The organism is Photorhabdus sp. RM71S, from assembly GCF_042879355.1.
Taxonomy (GTDB): Bacteria; Pseudomonadota; Gammaproteobacteria; order Enterobacterales; family Enterobacteriaceae; genus Photorhabdus; species Photorhabdus kayaii.
In genome coordinates, this window is the sequence record NZ_JBHFKV010000009.1 from 52986 (window position 1) to 69370 (window position 16385).

General features: G+C 40.6%; 13 protein-coding genes. 6 read left to right on the forward strand and 7 right to left on the reverse strand.

Annotated features, from left to right (window positions below; all coding sequences use genetic code 11):
- Positions 1-2: 2 nt before the first annotated feature.
- A complete protein-coding gene (metG, locus tag ACGF5R_RS07465) occupies positions 3-2030 on the reverse strand; it encodes a methionine--tRNA ligase (protein WP_387690336.1) in 2028 nt (675 codons plus the stop codon).
- 261 nt (positions 2031-2291) lie between these two features.
- Here metG and apbC point away from each other — a divergent pair, with 261 nt between their 5' ends.
- From apbC to asmA, 4 genes are all read left to right on the forward strand, one after another.
- Positions 2292-3404 carry an iron-sulfur cluster carrier protein ApbC gene (gene apbC / locus ACGF5R_RS07470; protein ID WP_387690338.1) on the forward strand — a complete coding sequence of 371 codons (1113 nt, stop codon included), beginning with the start codon at positions 2292-2294 and terminating at the stop codon, positions 3402-3404.
- A 257-nt stretch (positions 3405-3661) separates the two neighbouring features.
- Positions 3662-4303: a uridine kinase gene (gene udk, locus ACGF5R_RS07475; protein ID WP_036777923.1), complete on the forward strand. Its 642-nt coding sequence runs from the start codon at positions 3662-3664 to the stop codon at positions 4301-4303.
- 183 nt (positions 4304-4486) lie between these two features.
- The gene (dcd, locus tag ACGF5R_RS07480) at positions 4487-5068 is read left to right on the forward strand and encodes a dCTP deaminase (protein WP_387690340.1); all 582 of its coding nucleotides are present in this window, start codon (positions 4487-4489) and stop codon (positions 5066-5068) included.
- Positions 5069-5126: 58 nt separating this feature from the next.
- Positions 5127-6959 carry an outer membrane assembly protein AsmA gene (gene asmA / locus ACGF5R_RS07485; protein ID WP_112876115.1) on the forward strand — a complete coding sequence of 611 codons (1833 nt, stop codon included), beginning with the start codon at positions 5127-5129 and terminating at the stop codon, positions 6957-6959.
- Between the two features lie 425 nt (positions 6960-7384).
- Here the strand turns inward: asmA and ACGF5R_RS07490 are convergent, their stop codons facing one another.
- Positions 7385-8956: a TerC family protein gene (locus tag ACGF5R_RS07490; RefSeq protein ID WP_112876114.1), complete on the reverse strand. Its 1572-nt coding sequence runs from the start codon at positions 8954-8956 to the stop codon at positions 7385-7387.
- A 245-nt stretch (positions 8957-9201) separates the two neighbouring features.
- Here ACGF5R_RS07490 and gndA point away from each other — a divergent pair, with 245 nt between their 5' ends.
- Positions 9202-10608 (forward strand): NADP-dependent phosphogluconate dehydrogenase, encoded by a 1407-nt coding sequence (gene gndA / locus ACGF5R_RS07495; protein WP_112876113.1) that lies wholly within the window; start codon positions 9202-9204, stop codon positions 10606-10608.
- A gap of 306 nt (positions 10609-10914) precedes the next feature.
- On the opposite strand, the gene ACGF5R_RS07500 is transcribed toward gndA, so the two are convergent.
- From ACGF5R_RS07500 to ACGF5R_RS07510, 3 genes are all read right to left on the reverse strand, one after another.
- Positions 10915-11544, reverse strand: coding sequence for a beta/gamma crystallin domain-containing protein (locus ACGF5R_RS07500; RefSeq protein ID WP_387690342.1), 630 nt, complete (start codon positions 11542-11544; stop codon positions 10915-10917).
- A 1086-nt stretch (positions 11545-12630) separates the two neighbouring features.
- A complete protein-coding gene (locus tag ACGF5R_RS07505) occupies positions 12631-13251 on the reverse strand; it encodes a beta/gamma crystallin domain-containing protein (protein ID WP_387690344.1) in 621 nt (206 codons plus the stop codon).
- A gap of 493 nt (positions 13252-13744) precedes the next feature.
- Positions 13745-14236 carry a YbaK/prolyl-tRNA synthetase associated domain-containing protein gene (locus ACGF5R_RS07510; protein ID WP_112876110.1) on the reverse strand — a complete coding sequence of 164 codons (492 nt, stop codon included), beginning with the start codon at positions 14234-14236 and terminating at the stop codon, positions 13745-13747.
- Between the two features lie 420 nt (positions 14237-14656).
- Between ACGF5R_RS07510 and yiaY the strand changes: the two genes are divergently transcribed.
- A complete protein-coding gene (yiaY, locus tag ACGF5R_RS07515) occupies positions 14657-15808 on the forward strand; it encodes an L-threonine dehydrogenase (RefSeq protein ID WP_112876109.1) in 1152 nt (383 codons plus the stop codon).
- Positions 15809-15924: 116 nt separating this feature from the next.
- Here the strand turns inward: yiaY and ACGF5R_RS07520 are convergent, their stop codons facing one another.
- Positions 15925-16050, reverse strand: coding sequence for a hypothetical protein (locus tag ACGF5R_RS07520; protein ID WP_255566831.1), 126 nt, complete (start codon positions 16048-16050; stop codon positions 15925-15927).
- 3 nt (positions 16051-16053) lie between these two features.
- Complete coding sequence (locus ACGF5R_RS07525) at positions 16054-16284, reverse strand: 5'-nucleotidase C-terminal domain-containing protein (RefSeq protein WP_387690390.1); 231 nt, start codon at positions 16282-16284, stop codon at positions 16054-16056.
- Positions 16285-16385 lie beyond the last annotated feature (101 nt).

Sequence of the window (16385 nt, forward strand, 5' to 3'; positions counted from 1 at the left end):
GGTTATTTCACTTGCATACCGGGTTGGGCGCCGCTGTCTGGGCTGAGCAAGAAGATATCTTTTCCACCAGGTCCGGCCGCCATAACCATCCCTTCTGAAATACCAAAGCGCATTTTGCGTGGTGCCAGATTGGCTACCATAATGGTTAAACGGCCTTCCAGCGCTTTTGGATCAGGATAACTGGAGCGGATACCAGAAAACACCTGACGGGTTTCACCGCCCAGATCCAGCATCAGTTTCAGCAACTTATCTGAGCCTTCGACAAAATCAGCCTGTTTAATAAGGGCGACGCGCATATCAACTTTGGCAAAATCATCAAAGGTGATCGTGTCCTGAATCGGATTTTCTGCCAGTGGACCGCTGACTTTTTGTGGTGTGTTGATGCTCTCTTTCGATGCCGCAACCATAGCGTCCACTTTATCTATATCAATGCGATTGAACAGGGCCTTAAAGGCAGAAACTTGATGATCCAGCAGCGGCTGTTCAATACCATGCCAGGTGAGTTCTGTATTTAAGAAAGCTTCTGCGCGTTCTGCCAGACTTGGTAAAACGGGTTTCAGGAAAGTCATCAAAACGCGGAACAGGTTGATGCCCATTGAACAGATAGCTTGAAGATCGGCATCACGGCCTGCTTCTTTTGCCACCACCCACGGCGCTTGCTCATCCACATAACGGTTTGCCAAATCAGCCAGTGCCATGATTTCACGGATTGCTTTGCTGAATTCGCGGTTATTAAACTCTTCTGCAATCATCTTTGCCCCATCAATAAACTGTTGGTAAAGCACCGGATCAGCCAGTTTATCCGCCAGCTTGCCGTTAAAGCGTTTATTAATGAAGCCTGCATTACGGGAGGCCAGGTTAACAACTTTATTAACGATATCGCTGTTAACACGCTGAACAAAATCTTCCAGATTCAGATCGATATCATCAATGCGAGCAGAGAGTTTGGCTGCATAGTAATAACGCAAACAGTCTGCATCTAGATGATCCAAATAAATGCTGGCTTTAATAAAAGTACCACGGGATTTGGACATCTTCGCACCGTTGACGGTGACATAGCCGTGAACAAACACGTTGGTTGGCTTACGGTAACCGCTGCCTTCCAGCATGGCAGGCCAGAACAGGCTGTGGAAATAAACAATGTCTTTACCGATAAAATGATAAAGATCAGCGGTGGAATCTTTTGCCCAGAACTCATCAAAGCTTAGATTTCCGCGTTTATCACACAGGTTTTGGAAAGAACCCATATAGCCAATGGGAGCATCCAGCCAGACATAAAAATATTTGCCCGGCGCATCAGGAATTTCAAAACCGAAATAGGGGGCATCACGGGTGATATCCCACTGTTGTAAACCGGATTCAAACCATTCCTGCATTTTGTTAGCAACTTGTTCCTGTAATGCGCCGGAGCGGGTCCAGGCTTGTAACATGTTACTGAATGCGGGCAGATCGAAGAAGAAGTGTTCTGTTTCACGCATTTCTGGCGTCGCGCCGGAGACAGCAGAACGTGGGTTGAGTAGCTCAGTTGGGCTGTAGGTTGATCCGCAAACTTCACAGTTATCGCCATACTGATCTTCTGCCTTACATTTCGGGCAGCTACCTTTCACAAAGCGATCCGGCAGAAACATATTTTTCTCAGGATCATATAACTGAGAAATAGTACGATTTTTAATATGACCGTTTTTTTTCAGTTCGAGATAGATTTTGGTTGATAACGTTTGGTTCTCTTCGCTATGCGTAGAGTGATAGTTATCATAGCTCACTGAAAAGCCAGTAAAATCCTGATGATGCTCTTGGTTCACCGTTGTGATCATCTCTTCAGGAGCAATACCCATTTGCTGAGCTTTCAGCATGATTGGTGTTCCATGAGCGTCATCGGCACAGATAAAGTGAACCTCTTTGCCGCGCATTCGCTGAAAACGGACCCAAATATCTGCTTGGATATGTTCCAGCATGTGACCGAGATGGATTGGACCGTTAGCATATGGCAACGCGCACGTTACCAATAATTTTTTTGCGACTTGAGACATAGTAAGGATCTGACTTCCAATAAGTGAAAAAGGAAGTTTGATGTTAACCGATCAAAAAAATTGTCGCTAGGGTAAGGTTTAATATTAGTGAGTTTTATCCAGTGCGTCTTAAAACCCAAATACTTCAGAGGCTGTCAATGGATAAAAATTGGATCAGTGAGCGGAAAGCGGGTTTTTGTCGCTAATTTTATCCGAACGCATTGGGTTCTGTTATGATGGAGAGATGGTTTTTAGCTAATGATAATCATTAAAGGAGCCGGGATGAACTCACAATCCCCCGAGCAGACCAATCCTGACCTGCTGAAATCTCAGGTAACAAAAATACTTACTACTTTTACACACCTGACACTAGAACGTGATTTGACAACATTGAAGGCCCTACATCATTGCACGATGCTTGATGGTGTCTTGCACATTGAATTACTGATGCCGTTTGTCTGGCAAAGCGGTTTTAAGGCATTAAAAGCAGCGACAACGGAAAAATTACAGGTGGTAACTGGTGCAAAATCGGTGGCGTGGAAATTGATCCATGATATCAGCACATTACGTCGCGCTAATGATTTGCCGGGAATTAATGGTGTCCGCAATATTTTGGCTGTCAGCTCGGGTAAAGGTGGGGTGGGTAAATCCAGCACTGCCGTAAACCTGGCGCTGGCATTGGCTCAGGAGGGGGCAAAAGTCGGTATTCTGGATGCAGATATCTACGGTCCTTCTGTTCCGAGTATGTTGGGAACCACCAAAGAGCGCCCAACTTCCCCGGACGGGCAGCATATGGCGCCGATTATGACTCATGGCCTTGCCACTAACTCGATTGGTTATTTAGTAACAGATGACAATGCAATGGTATGGCGCGGCCCAATGGCTAGTAAAGCATTGATGCAGATGTTACAGGATACATTATGGCCGGATCTTGATTATCTGGTTATCGATATGCCACCAGGAACCGGTGATATTCAGCTCACTTTGTCACAAAACATCCCGGTAACGGGGGCGCTAGTGGTAACAACGCCTCAGGATATTGCCTTAATTGACGCAATGAAAGGTATCGTCATGTTCCAGAAAGTGAAGGTGCCTGTATTGGGTATTATTGAAAACATGAGTACGCATATTTGTGGTAACTGTGGTCACCTGGAACCTATTTTTGGTACCGGTGGGGCAGAAAAATTGGTGGCTAAATATCACTGTAAATTATTGGGACAAATCCCGCTGCATATTTCACTGCGTGAAGATCTTGATCGTGGTCAGCCAACCGTTATTAGTAATCCTGATAGTGAATTTACCGATATTTATCGCGAAATTGCCGCGAATATTTCAGCACAGATGTATTGGCAAGGTGAGAAGATACCAACAGAAATTTCGTTCCGTGCTGTTTAATGCAAGCATTTGATTGATGATAACGGGTGGTGGATGTTTTCATTGCCCGCTTTTTGTATGGGGAGATTTTGTGTGGGGAGAAGTATGCTTGTTCGATTTCCTTCGTTACATGGTTTTTATGCGAAACGCTTCGAAAAAAGTGAGACTTCTCTTGTTTACACTGGAACAGATACCATTAACTCCCTATAATCTCGCCAAACAAAGCACTTAGTAAGTGCTTTGTTCCCATTTTTTTCTAGAATCAGGTTATCTCTATTATGGCTGACGAAGCATATCAGTGCACAATTGTAGGAATTTCTGGTGCATCTGCCTCAGGTAAAAGTCTCATTGCTAATACACTTTATCGTGAATTACGCGCTCAGGTTGGTGATCACAATATCGGTATTATACCAGAGGATTGCTATTATAAAGATCAGAGCAATCTATCAATGGAAGAGCGTTATAAGACTAATTATGACCATCCAAGCTCAATGGATCACAATCTGCTCTTTTCTCACCTACAAGCGCTGAAAATGGGTGAATCAATTGAATTGCCACAATACGATTATGTTGCTCATACTCGTAAACCAGAAGCGATTCATTTTGCACCGAAAAGGGTTATTATTCTGGAAGGTATTCTATTATTGACCGATAAGCGCTTGCGCCAGGAGATGGACTTCTCTATTTTTGTTGATACGCCACTGGATATTTGCCTTATGCGTCGTATTAAGCGGGATGTGCATGAACGGGGGCGTTCTCTGGATTCGGTTATTGAGCAATATCATAAAACTGTGCGTCCAATGTTCCTGCAATTTATTGAACCATCAAAGCAATATGCAGATATTATTGTGCCGCGCGGGGGTAAAAACCGAGTAGCAATTGATATATTGAAAGCCAAAATTGGTCAGTTCTGCGAATAATATACCCTATGGATTTCAAGATGCATCGCGACGGCAAGGGAGCGAATCCCTGGGAGCATAGCGAACTATGTGACTGGGGTGAGTGAGCGCAGCCAACAAAGAGGCAACTTGAAAGATAACGGATATAAAACTTTGCTTGTCAGTCATTGAATTGATAAGCAGCATCGTATTGGAGAGGAAATAATGCGACTCTGTGACCGCGACATTATTAAATGGCTTGATGAAGGTAAATTGGTCATTGCTCCACGTCCGCCGATTGAACGTATTAACGGGGCAACTGCGGATGTGCGCCTTGGGAATCAGTTTCGTGTTTTCTGTGGTCATACTGCGGCATATATTGATTTGAGTGGTCCGAAAGATGAGGTCAGTGCTGCGCTTGATCGTGTGATGAGTGATGAAATAATTCTGTCTGACGATGAGGTTTTTTTCCTCCATCCTGGCGAGTTGGCATTGGCCGTTACGCTGGAATCTGTCACATTGCCGGACGATTTGGTGGGCTGGCTTGATGGCCGTTCTTCTCTTGCTCGTCTTGGGTTGATGGTACACGTGACAGCACACCGGATTGATCCGGGCTGGCATGGTCAGATTGTTCTTGAATTCTATAACTCTGGTAAATTGCCTCTGGCGTTACGTCCGGGTATGGTCATCGGTGCTTTGAGTTTTGAGCCATTGTCTGGTTCCGCTGACCGTCCGTATAACCGTCGTCAAGATGCAAAATATAAAAACCAACAGGGTGTGGTGAGTAGCCGTATTGATGAAGATTAACATTTTTATCGGCTATTGAGTTGCATTGACTGTTTTGACAAAAAAAGCTGAGGAAGTCATGAAGAGATTGCTGACGGCACTGATTATTTTGCTGGTTGTGATTATTACCGGTCTGGCAGCATTAGTCATGTTAGTAAACCCAAATGACTTTCGGGCTTATATGGTCAAGCAGGTGCAAAAGAAGAGTGGCTACCAACTCGTCCTGCAAGATGGTATGCGCTGGCATGTCTGGCCGAAATTGAGCATCATTACCGGGCGTATGTCATTAACGGCCCCAGGAGCGGCTCAACCAACAGTGACGGCAGAAAATATGCGTCTTGATGTGGAGTTGTGGCCGCTTCTTTCTCATCAGCTTGCAGTTAAAGAGGTGATGCTGAAAGGGGCGATATTGAGAGTAACCCCGGAGAGCCAGTCGCAGAAGAAAGAGAATACCCCTATTGCACCAACAGGGAGTACAGCCAACTCTGTTGTGAAGGGTGAGGGTTGGAAGCTTGATATCGCCAGAATTAAGATCGCGGATAGTTTGCTTATTTGGCAGCGAGATGATCATGAGCAGTTAAATGTCCGCGATATTAATCTACTAATGGAGCGAGATAACCAAAACCATATCAGCGTAGAGTTAAGTAGCAAAGTCAGTAAGAATCAGCAAGACTTGGCTTTTAATCTTAATGCAGATGTCGATATTACTGATTATCCATATCGTGTTGCGGGTAATATTGACTCCTTTGATTACCAACTCCAGGGCGCAGGTATACCTACGGGAGGAATTAGTGGTTCAGGAAAAGTACATGCTGTTTATCAAAAAGAGACGACAGATGGGCCGCAAACAATTTCTTTACAGACGCTAAGTTTCACCGCTAATGAGAGTGAACTGCATGGCAGTATAAAAGCAATGTTGGGGGCTCATGCGGATTATCGGATCGATTTATCTTCCCAAAAACTGAATTTAGATAATCTGATGGGATGGGACTTGCTTCCTAAAGAGGATTCAGAAGTTAAACGTTATTACCGGATAGAGAATAGTTCAGCTAAACCGGTAATCGCCGTTTCAAGTTCTGCCCCGCCTGATTATAGCGCTGCATTTCTAAATGACTTTAACGCCAATGTGACTATTAATGCGGACAAATTTGTTTATCGAGGAATGGAGATCGATAATCTGATATTGAAAGCGACAAATAATAGTGGTACTGCTGAAATTTCTACTCTGAATGGCAAATTATTTGGTGGTGATTTCTCTATTCCGGTTATTTTAGATGCAACGGGTAATCAACTTAAGTTACACGCAAAACCTTTACTGCGGAATATAGAACTGGAACCAGTACTCAAAGCCTTTTCCTTACCACCGGCATTTAGTGGTAAATTCGATCTGAATGGGGATCTTTCTGGTAAAGGATATGATGGTTATGCGATTTCGCATATTTGGAAGGGTGATCTTAATTTCAGTTTAGTTAATGCCAAAATGTATGGATTAAATATCCCCCAATTAATCCAGCAATCTGTTGCTCGTGCAACGGATAAAGTGAATATCCCTGATAATATGGATAATTTCACCCGCGCTAAAAAGCTTGATGTTAAAGCGGTACTGAATCGAGGTGATATAAAAATCAGTCGACTGCATGCGGTATCCGATTTGCTGAATATTGATGGGCAGGGTAAGACTAATCTGCTTAAACAACATATTGATGTTGCTTTAAAAGTACAGATAACACAAGGATGGGGCAAGGATAATGAATTGGTTAGTCGTCTGCGAAAAATGAAAGTACCACTGCGGGTTTACGGTAATTGGAGTAATCTGCAATACAATTTGGATATTGAGCAATTGCTGCATAATGAGTTGGAGAACAAGGTAAAACAGGCTATTAACGATTGGGTTGAACGTAGCAGTAATTAAGCGAGGGTTATATTCATATATACCCAATGGATTTCAAGATGGATCGCGACGGCAAGGGAGCGAATCTCCGGGAGCATAGAGAACTATATGACCGGGGTGAGTGCAGCCAACAAAGAGGCAACTTGAAAGATGACGGGTATAATATCCTGCTGAATTAATGAATAATATTATTGATTGGCAAGTTTATATGAAATTTGTTGAATTGAGAAGCTATGGCTTTTTTGCTATGAATACAAAGTTATTTCATGTTGTTAGATAAATCATTAACAGTATCCTAATATAGTTCCGCATATAGTACTTCCGCATATAGTATTGATAGCAAAGGCCCAAAAAATCCCGGTGCAGTTTAAACTGACCGGGTTTTATTTTGTTTCAGAGGAAAAACTCAGTGATGGCAGATACGATGAATGATCAATAACACTGGGTTATTCTCTATTTTCTTCCTCTGACACCAGAGGGGTAATTTTTACCTTATTAATTCGGTGACTGGTCACTTCCAACGGTTCAAACAGGTAATTATCAATCTGTAATTGCTCACCTTGTCGTGGAATATGTTGTGAATGTTCCATTAACAAACCGGCTAAGGTCTGATATTCACGTTTTTCATCCAGTTGCAAAGGGACATAAAGGATCAAATCATCCAGCGGCATATAACCATTGGCGATCCAACCACCATGTTCAGTCGCTTGAATATCATGGCGGGCATCAGTTTCTTCGCCATCTACCGGTAAATTACCCGCGATAGTTTCCATTACGTCGGTCAAAGTTACCACACCTTCCACAGAACCAAATTCATCGACAACAAACGCAAAGTGAGTTTGTGCCTGGCGGAACTGCTCCAATGCCTGGAGTAGTGAAAGCTGTTCAGGGAAAATCAGAGGCTGTTTTATCAGCGAATGTAAATCAAAAGGCTGTTGGTTGAGTTGTTGATTTAATAAATCAATAACATGGACAACACCTAATGGTTCGTCACTGATATTTTCATCAGTTACCACAATGCGTGTGTGAGGACTTTTACTCAGTATTTGCGTCAGATTTTCAGTTGGTGCATGAATATCAAGGTATTCCACGTCGTGACGGGAAGTCATGATACTGTTAACGTTACGCTGCGCCATGCCGAGAACTCTGGCAATCATTTGACGTTCTTGTAGATCAAACACTTCCTGATTATCAGAAATCAGATTAGATGTATGATTATCTAATTCTGCATTTTCATGCTTACCACTAAGGATGCGTAAAACGGCTTCTGCTGTTCTTTCACGTAGTGAACGGGAAGCAGTAAGAAATCTGCGGCGGTTAAATTGAGCAAATTGGTTTAAGGATTCAATCATAATGGAGAAGCCGATAGCGGCGTACAAGTAACCTTTGGGGATGCGATAACCAAAACCTTCGGCGACCAGACTGAAACCGATCATTAACAAGAAGCTCAGACAGAGAATGACGATAGTCGGGTGAGCATTGACAAAGGTAGTTAACGGCTTACTTGCCAGTATCATCAGGAACATCGCAATGGTGACTGCCGCGATCATGATACCGATGTTGTCTACCATACCAACAGCAGTAACCACGGAATCCAGTGAAAATACAGCATCAAGGACAATTATCTGAACGACAACCGTCCAAAATTTAGATGTTTTGCGTTGTTGTCCTGAGTGGGCATCTTTGCCTTCCAGCCGTTCATTAAGCTCCATCGTCGCTTTGAACAGTAAGAAAAGACCGCCTAACAGCATAATCAGGTCACGGGCACTAAACGGATGTTCCCAAAGCGTAATTAATGGATGAGTTAGCGTTATCAGCCAGGAAAGACTAAAAAGCAGCACGATACGCATCAGTAACGCACAACTTAGACCTGTAATTCTTGCTTTGTCTCTTTGTTTTTCAGGAAGTTTATCTGCCAGAATGGCAATAAAGACCAAGTTGTCAATTCCGAGGACAATTTCTAGAACGATAAGAGTAACTAGTCCAGCCCATATCGTCGGATCAGCGATCCATTCCATACAGTTTGTTTTACCTTTTAATATGACGGCTCATGCCGAATAATGAATAATGGGCATTGACTCATCAAATTTCAATAGTTGATTTTTCATCTGAGGAAGTTTTTTCCAAAAAATGATGTGTAGTGGTATCGATGGCACCAATAACTATCCATTAGGACTCATCCTGAGTTAACATGTGATCACATTAACAAATTGCACACTAATTATTATTGGTGAGCAGGATTATCATCAGACAGGAGTTATTCATGTCCAAGCAGCAGATTGGTGTTGTCGGTATGGCGGTGATGGGGCGTAACTTGGCACTAAATATTGAGAGCCGTGGTTATTCCGTATCTATATTTAACCGTTCAAGTGATAAAACTGACGAAGTGATTGCCGAAAATCCGGGGAAGAAATTAGTTCCAAGTTACACTGTCGAAGAATTTGTCGATTCACTGGAAAAACCGCGCCGTATTCTGCTCATGGTTAAGGCTGGCGAAGCAACCGATAAAACGATTGCTTCACTGACTCCACATCTGGATAAAGGTGACATTTTGATTGATGGCGGTAATACCTATTTTCAGGATACTATCCGTCGTAATCGCGAGCTTTCAGCCCAAGGGTTTAATTTTATCGGTACCGGGGTTTCCGGTGGTGAAGAGGGGGCATTGAAAGGCCCATCTATTATGCCTGGCGGCCAGAAAGAGGCGTATGAATTAGTGGCGCCAATTTTGCACGAAATTGCAGCTAAAGCGGAAGGTGAACCTTGTGTGGTCTATATTGGCCCAGATGGCGCCGGCCATTATGTGAAAATGGTTCACAATGGCATTGAATACGGTGATATGCAGCTCATCGCGGAAGCCTATTCCTTACTGAAAAATGCCCTAAATCTGAGCAATGAAGAACTATCTGAGATTTTCACTGACTGGAATAACGGCGAGTTAAGCAGTTATTTGATTGAAATCACGGCTGATATTTTCCATAAGAAAGATGAAACAGGCCAATATTTGGTTGATGTGATTTTAGATGAAGCAGCAAATAAAGGTACGGGTAAGTGGACTAGCCAGAGTTCTCTGGATTTAGGTATTCCAGTGACATTGATCACAGAATCGGTATTTGCACGTTATATCTCTTCTTTAAAAGATCAGCGCGTTGCTGCGGCTAAAGTTTTGAGCGGACCTGAAGCACAGCCATTTAAAGGTGATAAGGCCGAATTTATTGAGAAAGTTCGCCGTGCGCTTTATTTGGGTAAAATCGTTTCTTATGCTCAGGGTTTTCAGCAATTGAAAGCGGCATCTGATGAGTACCAGTGGGATCTTAATTACGGTGAAATTGCCGGGATTTTCCGGGCGGGTTGTATTATTCGTGCTCAATTCCTGCAAAAAATTACTGACGCGTATAACGAAAATGCGGATATTGCTAACCTGTTGTTGGCGCCTTACTTTAAGAAAATTGCTGATGAATATCAGCAGGCACTGCGTGATGTCGTCTCGTATGGGGTGCAGAATGGTATCCCAACCCCTACGTTCTCCGCTGCTATTTCTTACTACGATAGTTATCGTTCTGCTGTATTGCCCGCCAATTTAATTCAGGCTCAACGTGATTATTTTGGTGCTCATACCTATAAGCGTACTGATAAAGAAGGTGTTTTCCATACTGAATGGATGGAGTAAGCCCGATTATTATCGATTGACTAGGAGCGTGGAGAGGCCACATTAGATGTGATGTGGTCTCAGTTTCCGCGATCGTCTGGGACACGTCGTTGCGGTTTTTTAACAAATATACCCGTTATCTTTCAAGTTGCCTCTTTGTTGGCTGCACTCACTCACCCCGGCCACATAGTTACCTATGCTCCCGGGGATTCGCTCCCTTGCCGTCGCGATGCATCTTGAAATCCATAGGGTATATACCGCAACGGCGTAGCTTAAATTTCAGAATATGACTTATCTGAGAGTGATGATTGTCACATTAATCCCGGATTAAGCAATAGGATCAGTACTGGTAATGTGAAAATCAAAACGATTATTTCCTACATGGATCAATTTCAAGTTCTTAGGGAAATTGAGTCCTTCATCAATAGTTGCAATGCCAATAGCATCATAAGAAAAATAGAATGACCCGTTACCAATATATTCTCCGGTGTTGACATTTCTTACATAAATTGAAGTGACTATCTCTTTCTGTACCAGTAGTTCGTTAACGACAGTATAATTATCATCTGTTGTTGCGTTAACGTCGATTGTTTCCTCTTCTTCTCCATTAAATATCTTAATGATCATAGAGAATTTTGTATCTGAATGAGTATCATCAATGATTCTTAGTGCAACCAGTTTTGTATCTTTCTGTATAATTCTGAATTTCGATAACCCTCTAATTTCTTTATCGATATCTGGATTGTCGACTACCCATTCATAATATTTACTCTCTGGATCATTATAGTGACGCCACGCATGGACTTTTGATAACTTTCCAATTTTTACTGAACGAAATTTATCGTTAAGATTGGAAGGGAGCGATATAATTTTATCAAGCTCTGGGTAATCATGTGACTTACCCTGATAGTTTTTCTCTTCGAAAAACGTGACGCCTGTAATTAATTCTTTTGTCATTTTTTCTACTCCTCAAAGTTAATGTAAGTAATATATAGGTTGCCAAAAAAAATTTTCCGTTAATAAACCCGTATGTAATGCTTTTCTGGAAGTATACCCGTTATCTTTCAAGTTGCCTCTTTGTTGGCTGCACTCGCTCACCCCGGTCACATCGTTATCTATGCTCCCGGGGATTCACTCCCTTGCCGTCGCGATGCATTTTGAAATCCATAGGGTATATACCTGATTGTATTAATGTGAAATATATAGTATTTACTCGTTTATACTATTTGTGAAAATTGGATTTTTTCTGTGTAATATTTCCCACTGATAATTCATTTATTCCTCATCTTTAGATGCAATATATCCAGTCAATAGAAGAATAATATTCTATGGGTTAATGTTAAAATTAGCAGAAAAATACATAAAGTAAAGTTGTTTAAAAAATACCGAATAATATTTTTATAATTACATTAGTATAGTCAAATTGACTGATTGAAATGTGAAAATTTGATATTTTTAGTGAATTTTGTATCTTAAATTTAGTATTCAATTGGATTGTGAATATTTTTCATGCTTGGTGTTTTGAATAGATACTATAAGATTGTTTTTTATTAATAATATTATGAAAATACCTAAAATAAGATATGTAATAATGGAATGGTTGGGTTTTTATATAATTTTTAAAATTAATCATTAGGGAAGTATTTATCTCAAAAGAAATAGCTTGTGAAAATTATTTCTTGTGGATCTTAATTTAATGTTTTTTTAAAGGTTAAGTGACTATTTGACTATAAATTTTTATAGAAAAAGGATAAATAACAATGAATGGCTAGTTAATGGTTAAGGATTTGTTGGCTGCACTCTCTCACCCTGATCACATCGTTCGCTATGCTTCCGGGGATTCGCTCCCTTGCCGTCGCGATAATCTTGAAATCCATAGGGTATATCATGATAAATAAAAAATTATTTATAACCACGAAATTTTTGCTGATTTATGAATACACCGTTGCGGTTTTTGATGATATTCCGCAACGGTGTTGCTTAAATTTTCAAAACGTAGCCTGTCTGAAAACGACGGTTAATTATTGTTACATTATGACCGGATTAGTGAGAAAAATCGGTACTGATAATATGAATATCAAAACGATTGCCACCTACATTAACTATTCTGAGATTTTTAGGGAAATTAGCTTTCTCATCAATAGTAACAACACCATTTGCATCACGATAGAAATAGAATGATCCGTTATTGATATATACTCCAGTACTGGTATTTCTTATTGCAATGGCAGTGACTAACTCGGTCTCAAATGGCAATATACCAACCAGTGCATAATCATCATCAGTTGTTGTTTCAACTGGGCCCACGCAATGTGTATTCGTGAACATTGAGAATTTAATACCTGAACAAGTATCATCAATAAGTCTTAATGCAACCAGGCAGGTATCTTTTGGTGCCACTTTAAACTTAGATAACCCTCTAATTTCTCTATCAATATCTGGGTGATCGTATTCCCATTCACGATAGCGTTGACCTGGTTCACAATTGGTCTGATGACGCCATGCATAAACTTTTGATAGTGTTCCAATTCTTACTGAACGGAATCTATCGTTAAGATCATAAGGCAATGGAATAATGATGTCGTTTTCTGGATAATGGTGCGCTTCACCCAGAAAGTATTTTCTATCGAAAAAAGTTGCACCTGTAACTAGCTTATTAGTCATATTTCTCTATTCCTTAAACTTTATTTTAAAAAAACGTCATCTTTCTTGTTGAAAGAGATATGAGAATACAATGAGTGTGGGTTTTTGTATTTAATAAAATATAATGAATATGCATATTAAATTGTTGTCAATACAACATTAATATAATTGACATGTCATTTTATACCGATATATGAAATAAAGATTCTGAAATTAAAAATAATTGAAAATTCCTATCAAGAAACACCTTTATTTGGGTAGGGAATTATCCCCTAATGTAATTGATAATTTTTTGTATATGGCTCAATAGTGAATAATTAGATATTCATGGTATTTGATAATTATACCTCTCTGTTTAATGTTTATATAATGTAGCAATAATAATGACTTTATCTAATGATATAAACTTATTGGGGCGGGATAGTTACTATTTTAAATGAATATGTTTAAAATATTATCTTAAATAGCCTATTTTTATAGGCTATTTGACAAATATCATTTTTCGCGATGGTATTTATTCTACCCGACGAAAACTCACCAATTCAGGTTGTGCAATTCGATGGTAATCTTGGGTGTTAAGAATCACTGAGCGTTCAAGGCTACCGGCATTAAAAGCCAGTTCATCAAAACGTTCAAATAATAAAGGGTCTGCAACCAGTTTCAGATCTGGATGAAAACTAAAAGGTGGAATAGCACCAAATACACATTGAGTCAGTTCAAAAACTTCTTTAGGACTTGCCAGTGAGGCGCGGTTGCCACCGATCTGTTTTGCCAGTGAAGAGAGGTCTGCTTGTTGATCCGCAGGCAGTACAGCGAGTACATATTGGCGGAATCCTTCCCCTTTAACATGGCAAACTAACCCTTTTGCCCCTTGTCCAAGTTGTGTACCACGGATTTTTGCAACTTCTTCAGAATGTCCGGCGGTTGAATGTTCTATCACCCGATAGCTGGCATGATGATTATCCAGTAATGTGGTCAGGCGGTTAAATATTTCGTTAGAGGACAAAATAAACTCCTAAGTAATAACTTTGTGAATTGATATATACCCTATGGATTTCAAGATGCATCGCGACGGCAAGGGAGCGAATCCCCGGGAGCGTAGAGAACTATGTGACCGGGGTGAGTGAGTGTAGCCAACAAAGAGGCAACTTGAAAGATGACGGGTATATTAATCTTCTCGATTATTGTATTTATTATATTGCCAATGGCATATATTACCAAGAGGGAAAATTATCAAATATCTATTTTAATAAGCATTATCTAACTCTACCGAGATATATTTATATTTTTTGAATTGTGTGGTTTAAATAGAGCTATTATTTATGTTTGTTGTAAGATAATGATTTTTAGTTCCATTAGGTGATTTTTCAAATTTTACTTTTTATATATTTTCATTCTAGAACTATTTTAATATAAGGAATTATCAATGATGACTACAACTTTTTTTATGACATCGGTAAATATGTTTGGTGCCGGTTGTTTGGTTGAAGCGGTAAATGCGATGAAAGGTGATGGTTACAAGCGAGCATTGATTGTGACGGATCATGTTTTAAATGAAATTGGAGTAGTGGCAAAAGTTCAATCTCTATTATCTGATGTTGATATTGAGAGTACGGTTTATGATGGTACCAATCCGAATCCGACGACAGTTAACGTTGAGGAAGGTTTGGATATTCTGCGTCAGCATAATAGCGATTGCGTTATTTCTTTAGGGGGTGGTTCGCCACATGATTGTGCAAAAGCTATTGTGTTGGTCGCTGCTAATGGGGGAGATATCCGGGATTATGTAGGTATTGGTCGTTCATCTAAACCGCATTTGCCATTAATCTCAGTTAATACTACTGCGGGTACTGCGTCAGAAATGTCACGTTTCTGTGTCATTACCGATACTGAGAGCCATATTAAAATGGCCATTGCTGATAAGAAAATAACACCTGTTTTGTCTGTGAACGATCCAGAATTAATGGTTGGAATGCCGAAAGGGTTAACCGCCGCAACTGGAATGGATGCAATGACTCATGCGGTTGAAGCTTATGTTTCTGTCGGGGCTAATCCAATAACGGATGCTTGTGCACTGAAAGCAATCTCGATGATTAGTCACTCTTTACGCCAGGCAGTCGCAGATGGGAGCAATATAGAAGCACGTGAAAACATGGCCTATGCACAATTCTTGGCGGGGATGGCGTTTAATAGTGCATTACTGGGATATGTTCACGCCATGTCTCACCAATTGGGTGGTACTTATGATTTACCACACGGTGTATGTAATGCTGTTTTATTACCACACGTTCAAGAGTTCAACGCTAAAGCAGTTTCGGGTCGTTTGAAAGATATTGCCGCTGCGATGGGGGTAGATGTAAGCGCTATGAATGATCAGCAAGGGGCTGAGGCATGTATTGCTGAAATTCGTAAATTGTTAAAAGATATTGGTATTCCGTCGGGTTTAGCGGAATTGAATGTCAAACTGGAAGATTTACCCATGTTGGCAACTAATGCCTTGAAAGATATATGTTGTTTGACTAATCCCACTCAAGCTACCCATGAAGAAATTGTTTCGATCTTTAAAGCGGCCATGTGATTTGTCAGCTTTCATTTCATTCGTGTAGATACCTATGCCCAATTGGGCGGGGAGCAGTCAATAAAAGGCGACGTAGATGTATACGTCGCTTGATAGTCATTTTTCGTGCACAATGTTTATATTGTCAGGCGACCTCGTAGCACGTTACGGGTTTCAATGGACGATTGACTAAATAGATCCCCGATACTTAAAGTGACCCAAAAAAGTACCATCCGGTTACCGGATTGATCTGAATAAGTCATTAATTATTCTTCGTTCACATTAACGATGCGATCTTGTTTAGGATAAGCAATGGGAGATTTTTCAGCGAAATATTTCATTACAGCATCAACATCTGGCACGCTATATACGGGATCAATACCCTCGTTAAATACAGAGAAGTTATTCCCCCCTGTTGTCAGAAATTCATTAGCAACCACACGGTATTTTCCATTTAATTCAATGGGCTTACCGGTGATTTTCATCGAGCGAGTAATAACACGATCATCTGCTTAATCTTATCTGTAGACATCGCCAATTCCGTCATTAATTTCCTTATTTTAATGTTATAAAAATAGAGTATATATATGCAGTCTGT

Bases quoted from the DNA above. Each gene is read 5' to 3' on its own strand.
- gndA (WP_112876113.1), top strand. From the start codon at position 9,202: ATGTCCAAGCAGCAGATTGGTGTTGTCGGTATGGCGGTGATGGGGCGT.
- asmA (WP_112876115.1), top strand. From the start codon at position 5,127: ATGAAGAGATTGCTGACGGCACTGATTATTTTGCTGGTTGTGATTATT.
- yiaY (WP_112876109.1), top strand. From the start codon at position 14,657: ATGATGACTACAACTTTTTTTATGACATCGGTAAATATGTTTGGTGCC.
- ACGF5R_RS07520 (WP_255566831.1), bottom strand. From the start codon at position 16,050: ATGACTTATTCAGATCAATCCGGTAACCGGATGGTACTTTTTTGGGTC.
- ACGF5R_RS07490 (WP_112876114.1), bottom strand. From the start codon at position 8,956: ATGGAATGGATCGCTGATCCGACGATATGGGCTGGACTAGTTACTCTT.
- ACGF5R_RS07500 (WP_387690342.1), bottom strand. From the start codon at position 11,544: ATGACAAAAGAATTAATTACAGGCGTCACGTTTTTCGAAGAGAAAAAC.
- udk (WP_036777923.1), top strand. From the start codon at position 3,662: ATGGCTGACGAAGCATATCAGTGCACAATTGTAGGAATTTCTGGTGCA.
- apbC (WP_387690338.1), top strand. From the start codon at position 2,292: ATGAACTCACAATCCCCCGAGCAGACCAATCCTGACCTGCTGAAATCT.
- metG (WP_387690336.1), bottom strand. From the start codon at position 2,030: ATGTCTCAAGTCGCAAAAAAATTATTGGTAACGTGCGCGTTGCCATAT.
- dcd (WP_387690340.1), top strand. From the start codon at position 4,487: ATGCGACTCTGTGACCGCGACATTATTAAATGGCTTGATGAAGGTAAA.
- ACGF5R_RS07505 (WP_387690344.1), bottom strand. From the start codon at position 13,251: ATGACTAATAAGCTAGTTACAGGTGCAACTTTTTTCGATAGAAAATAC.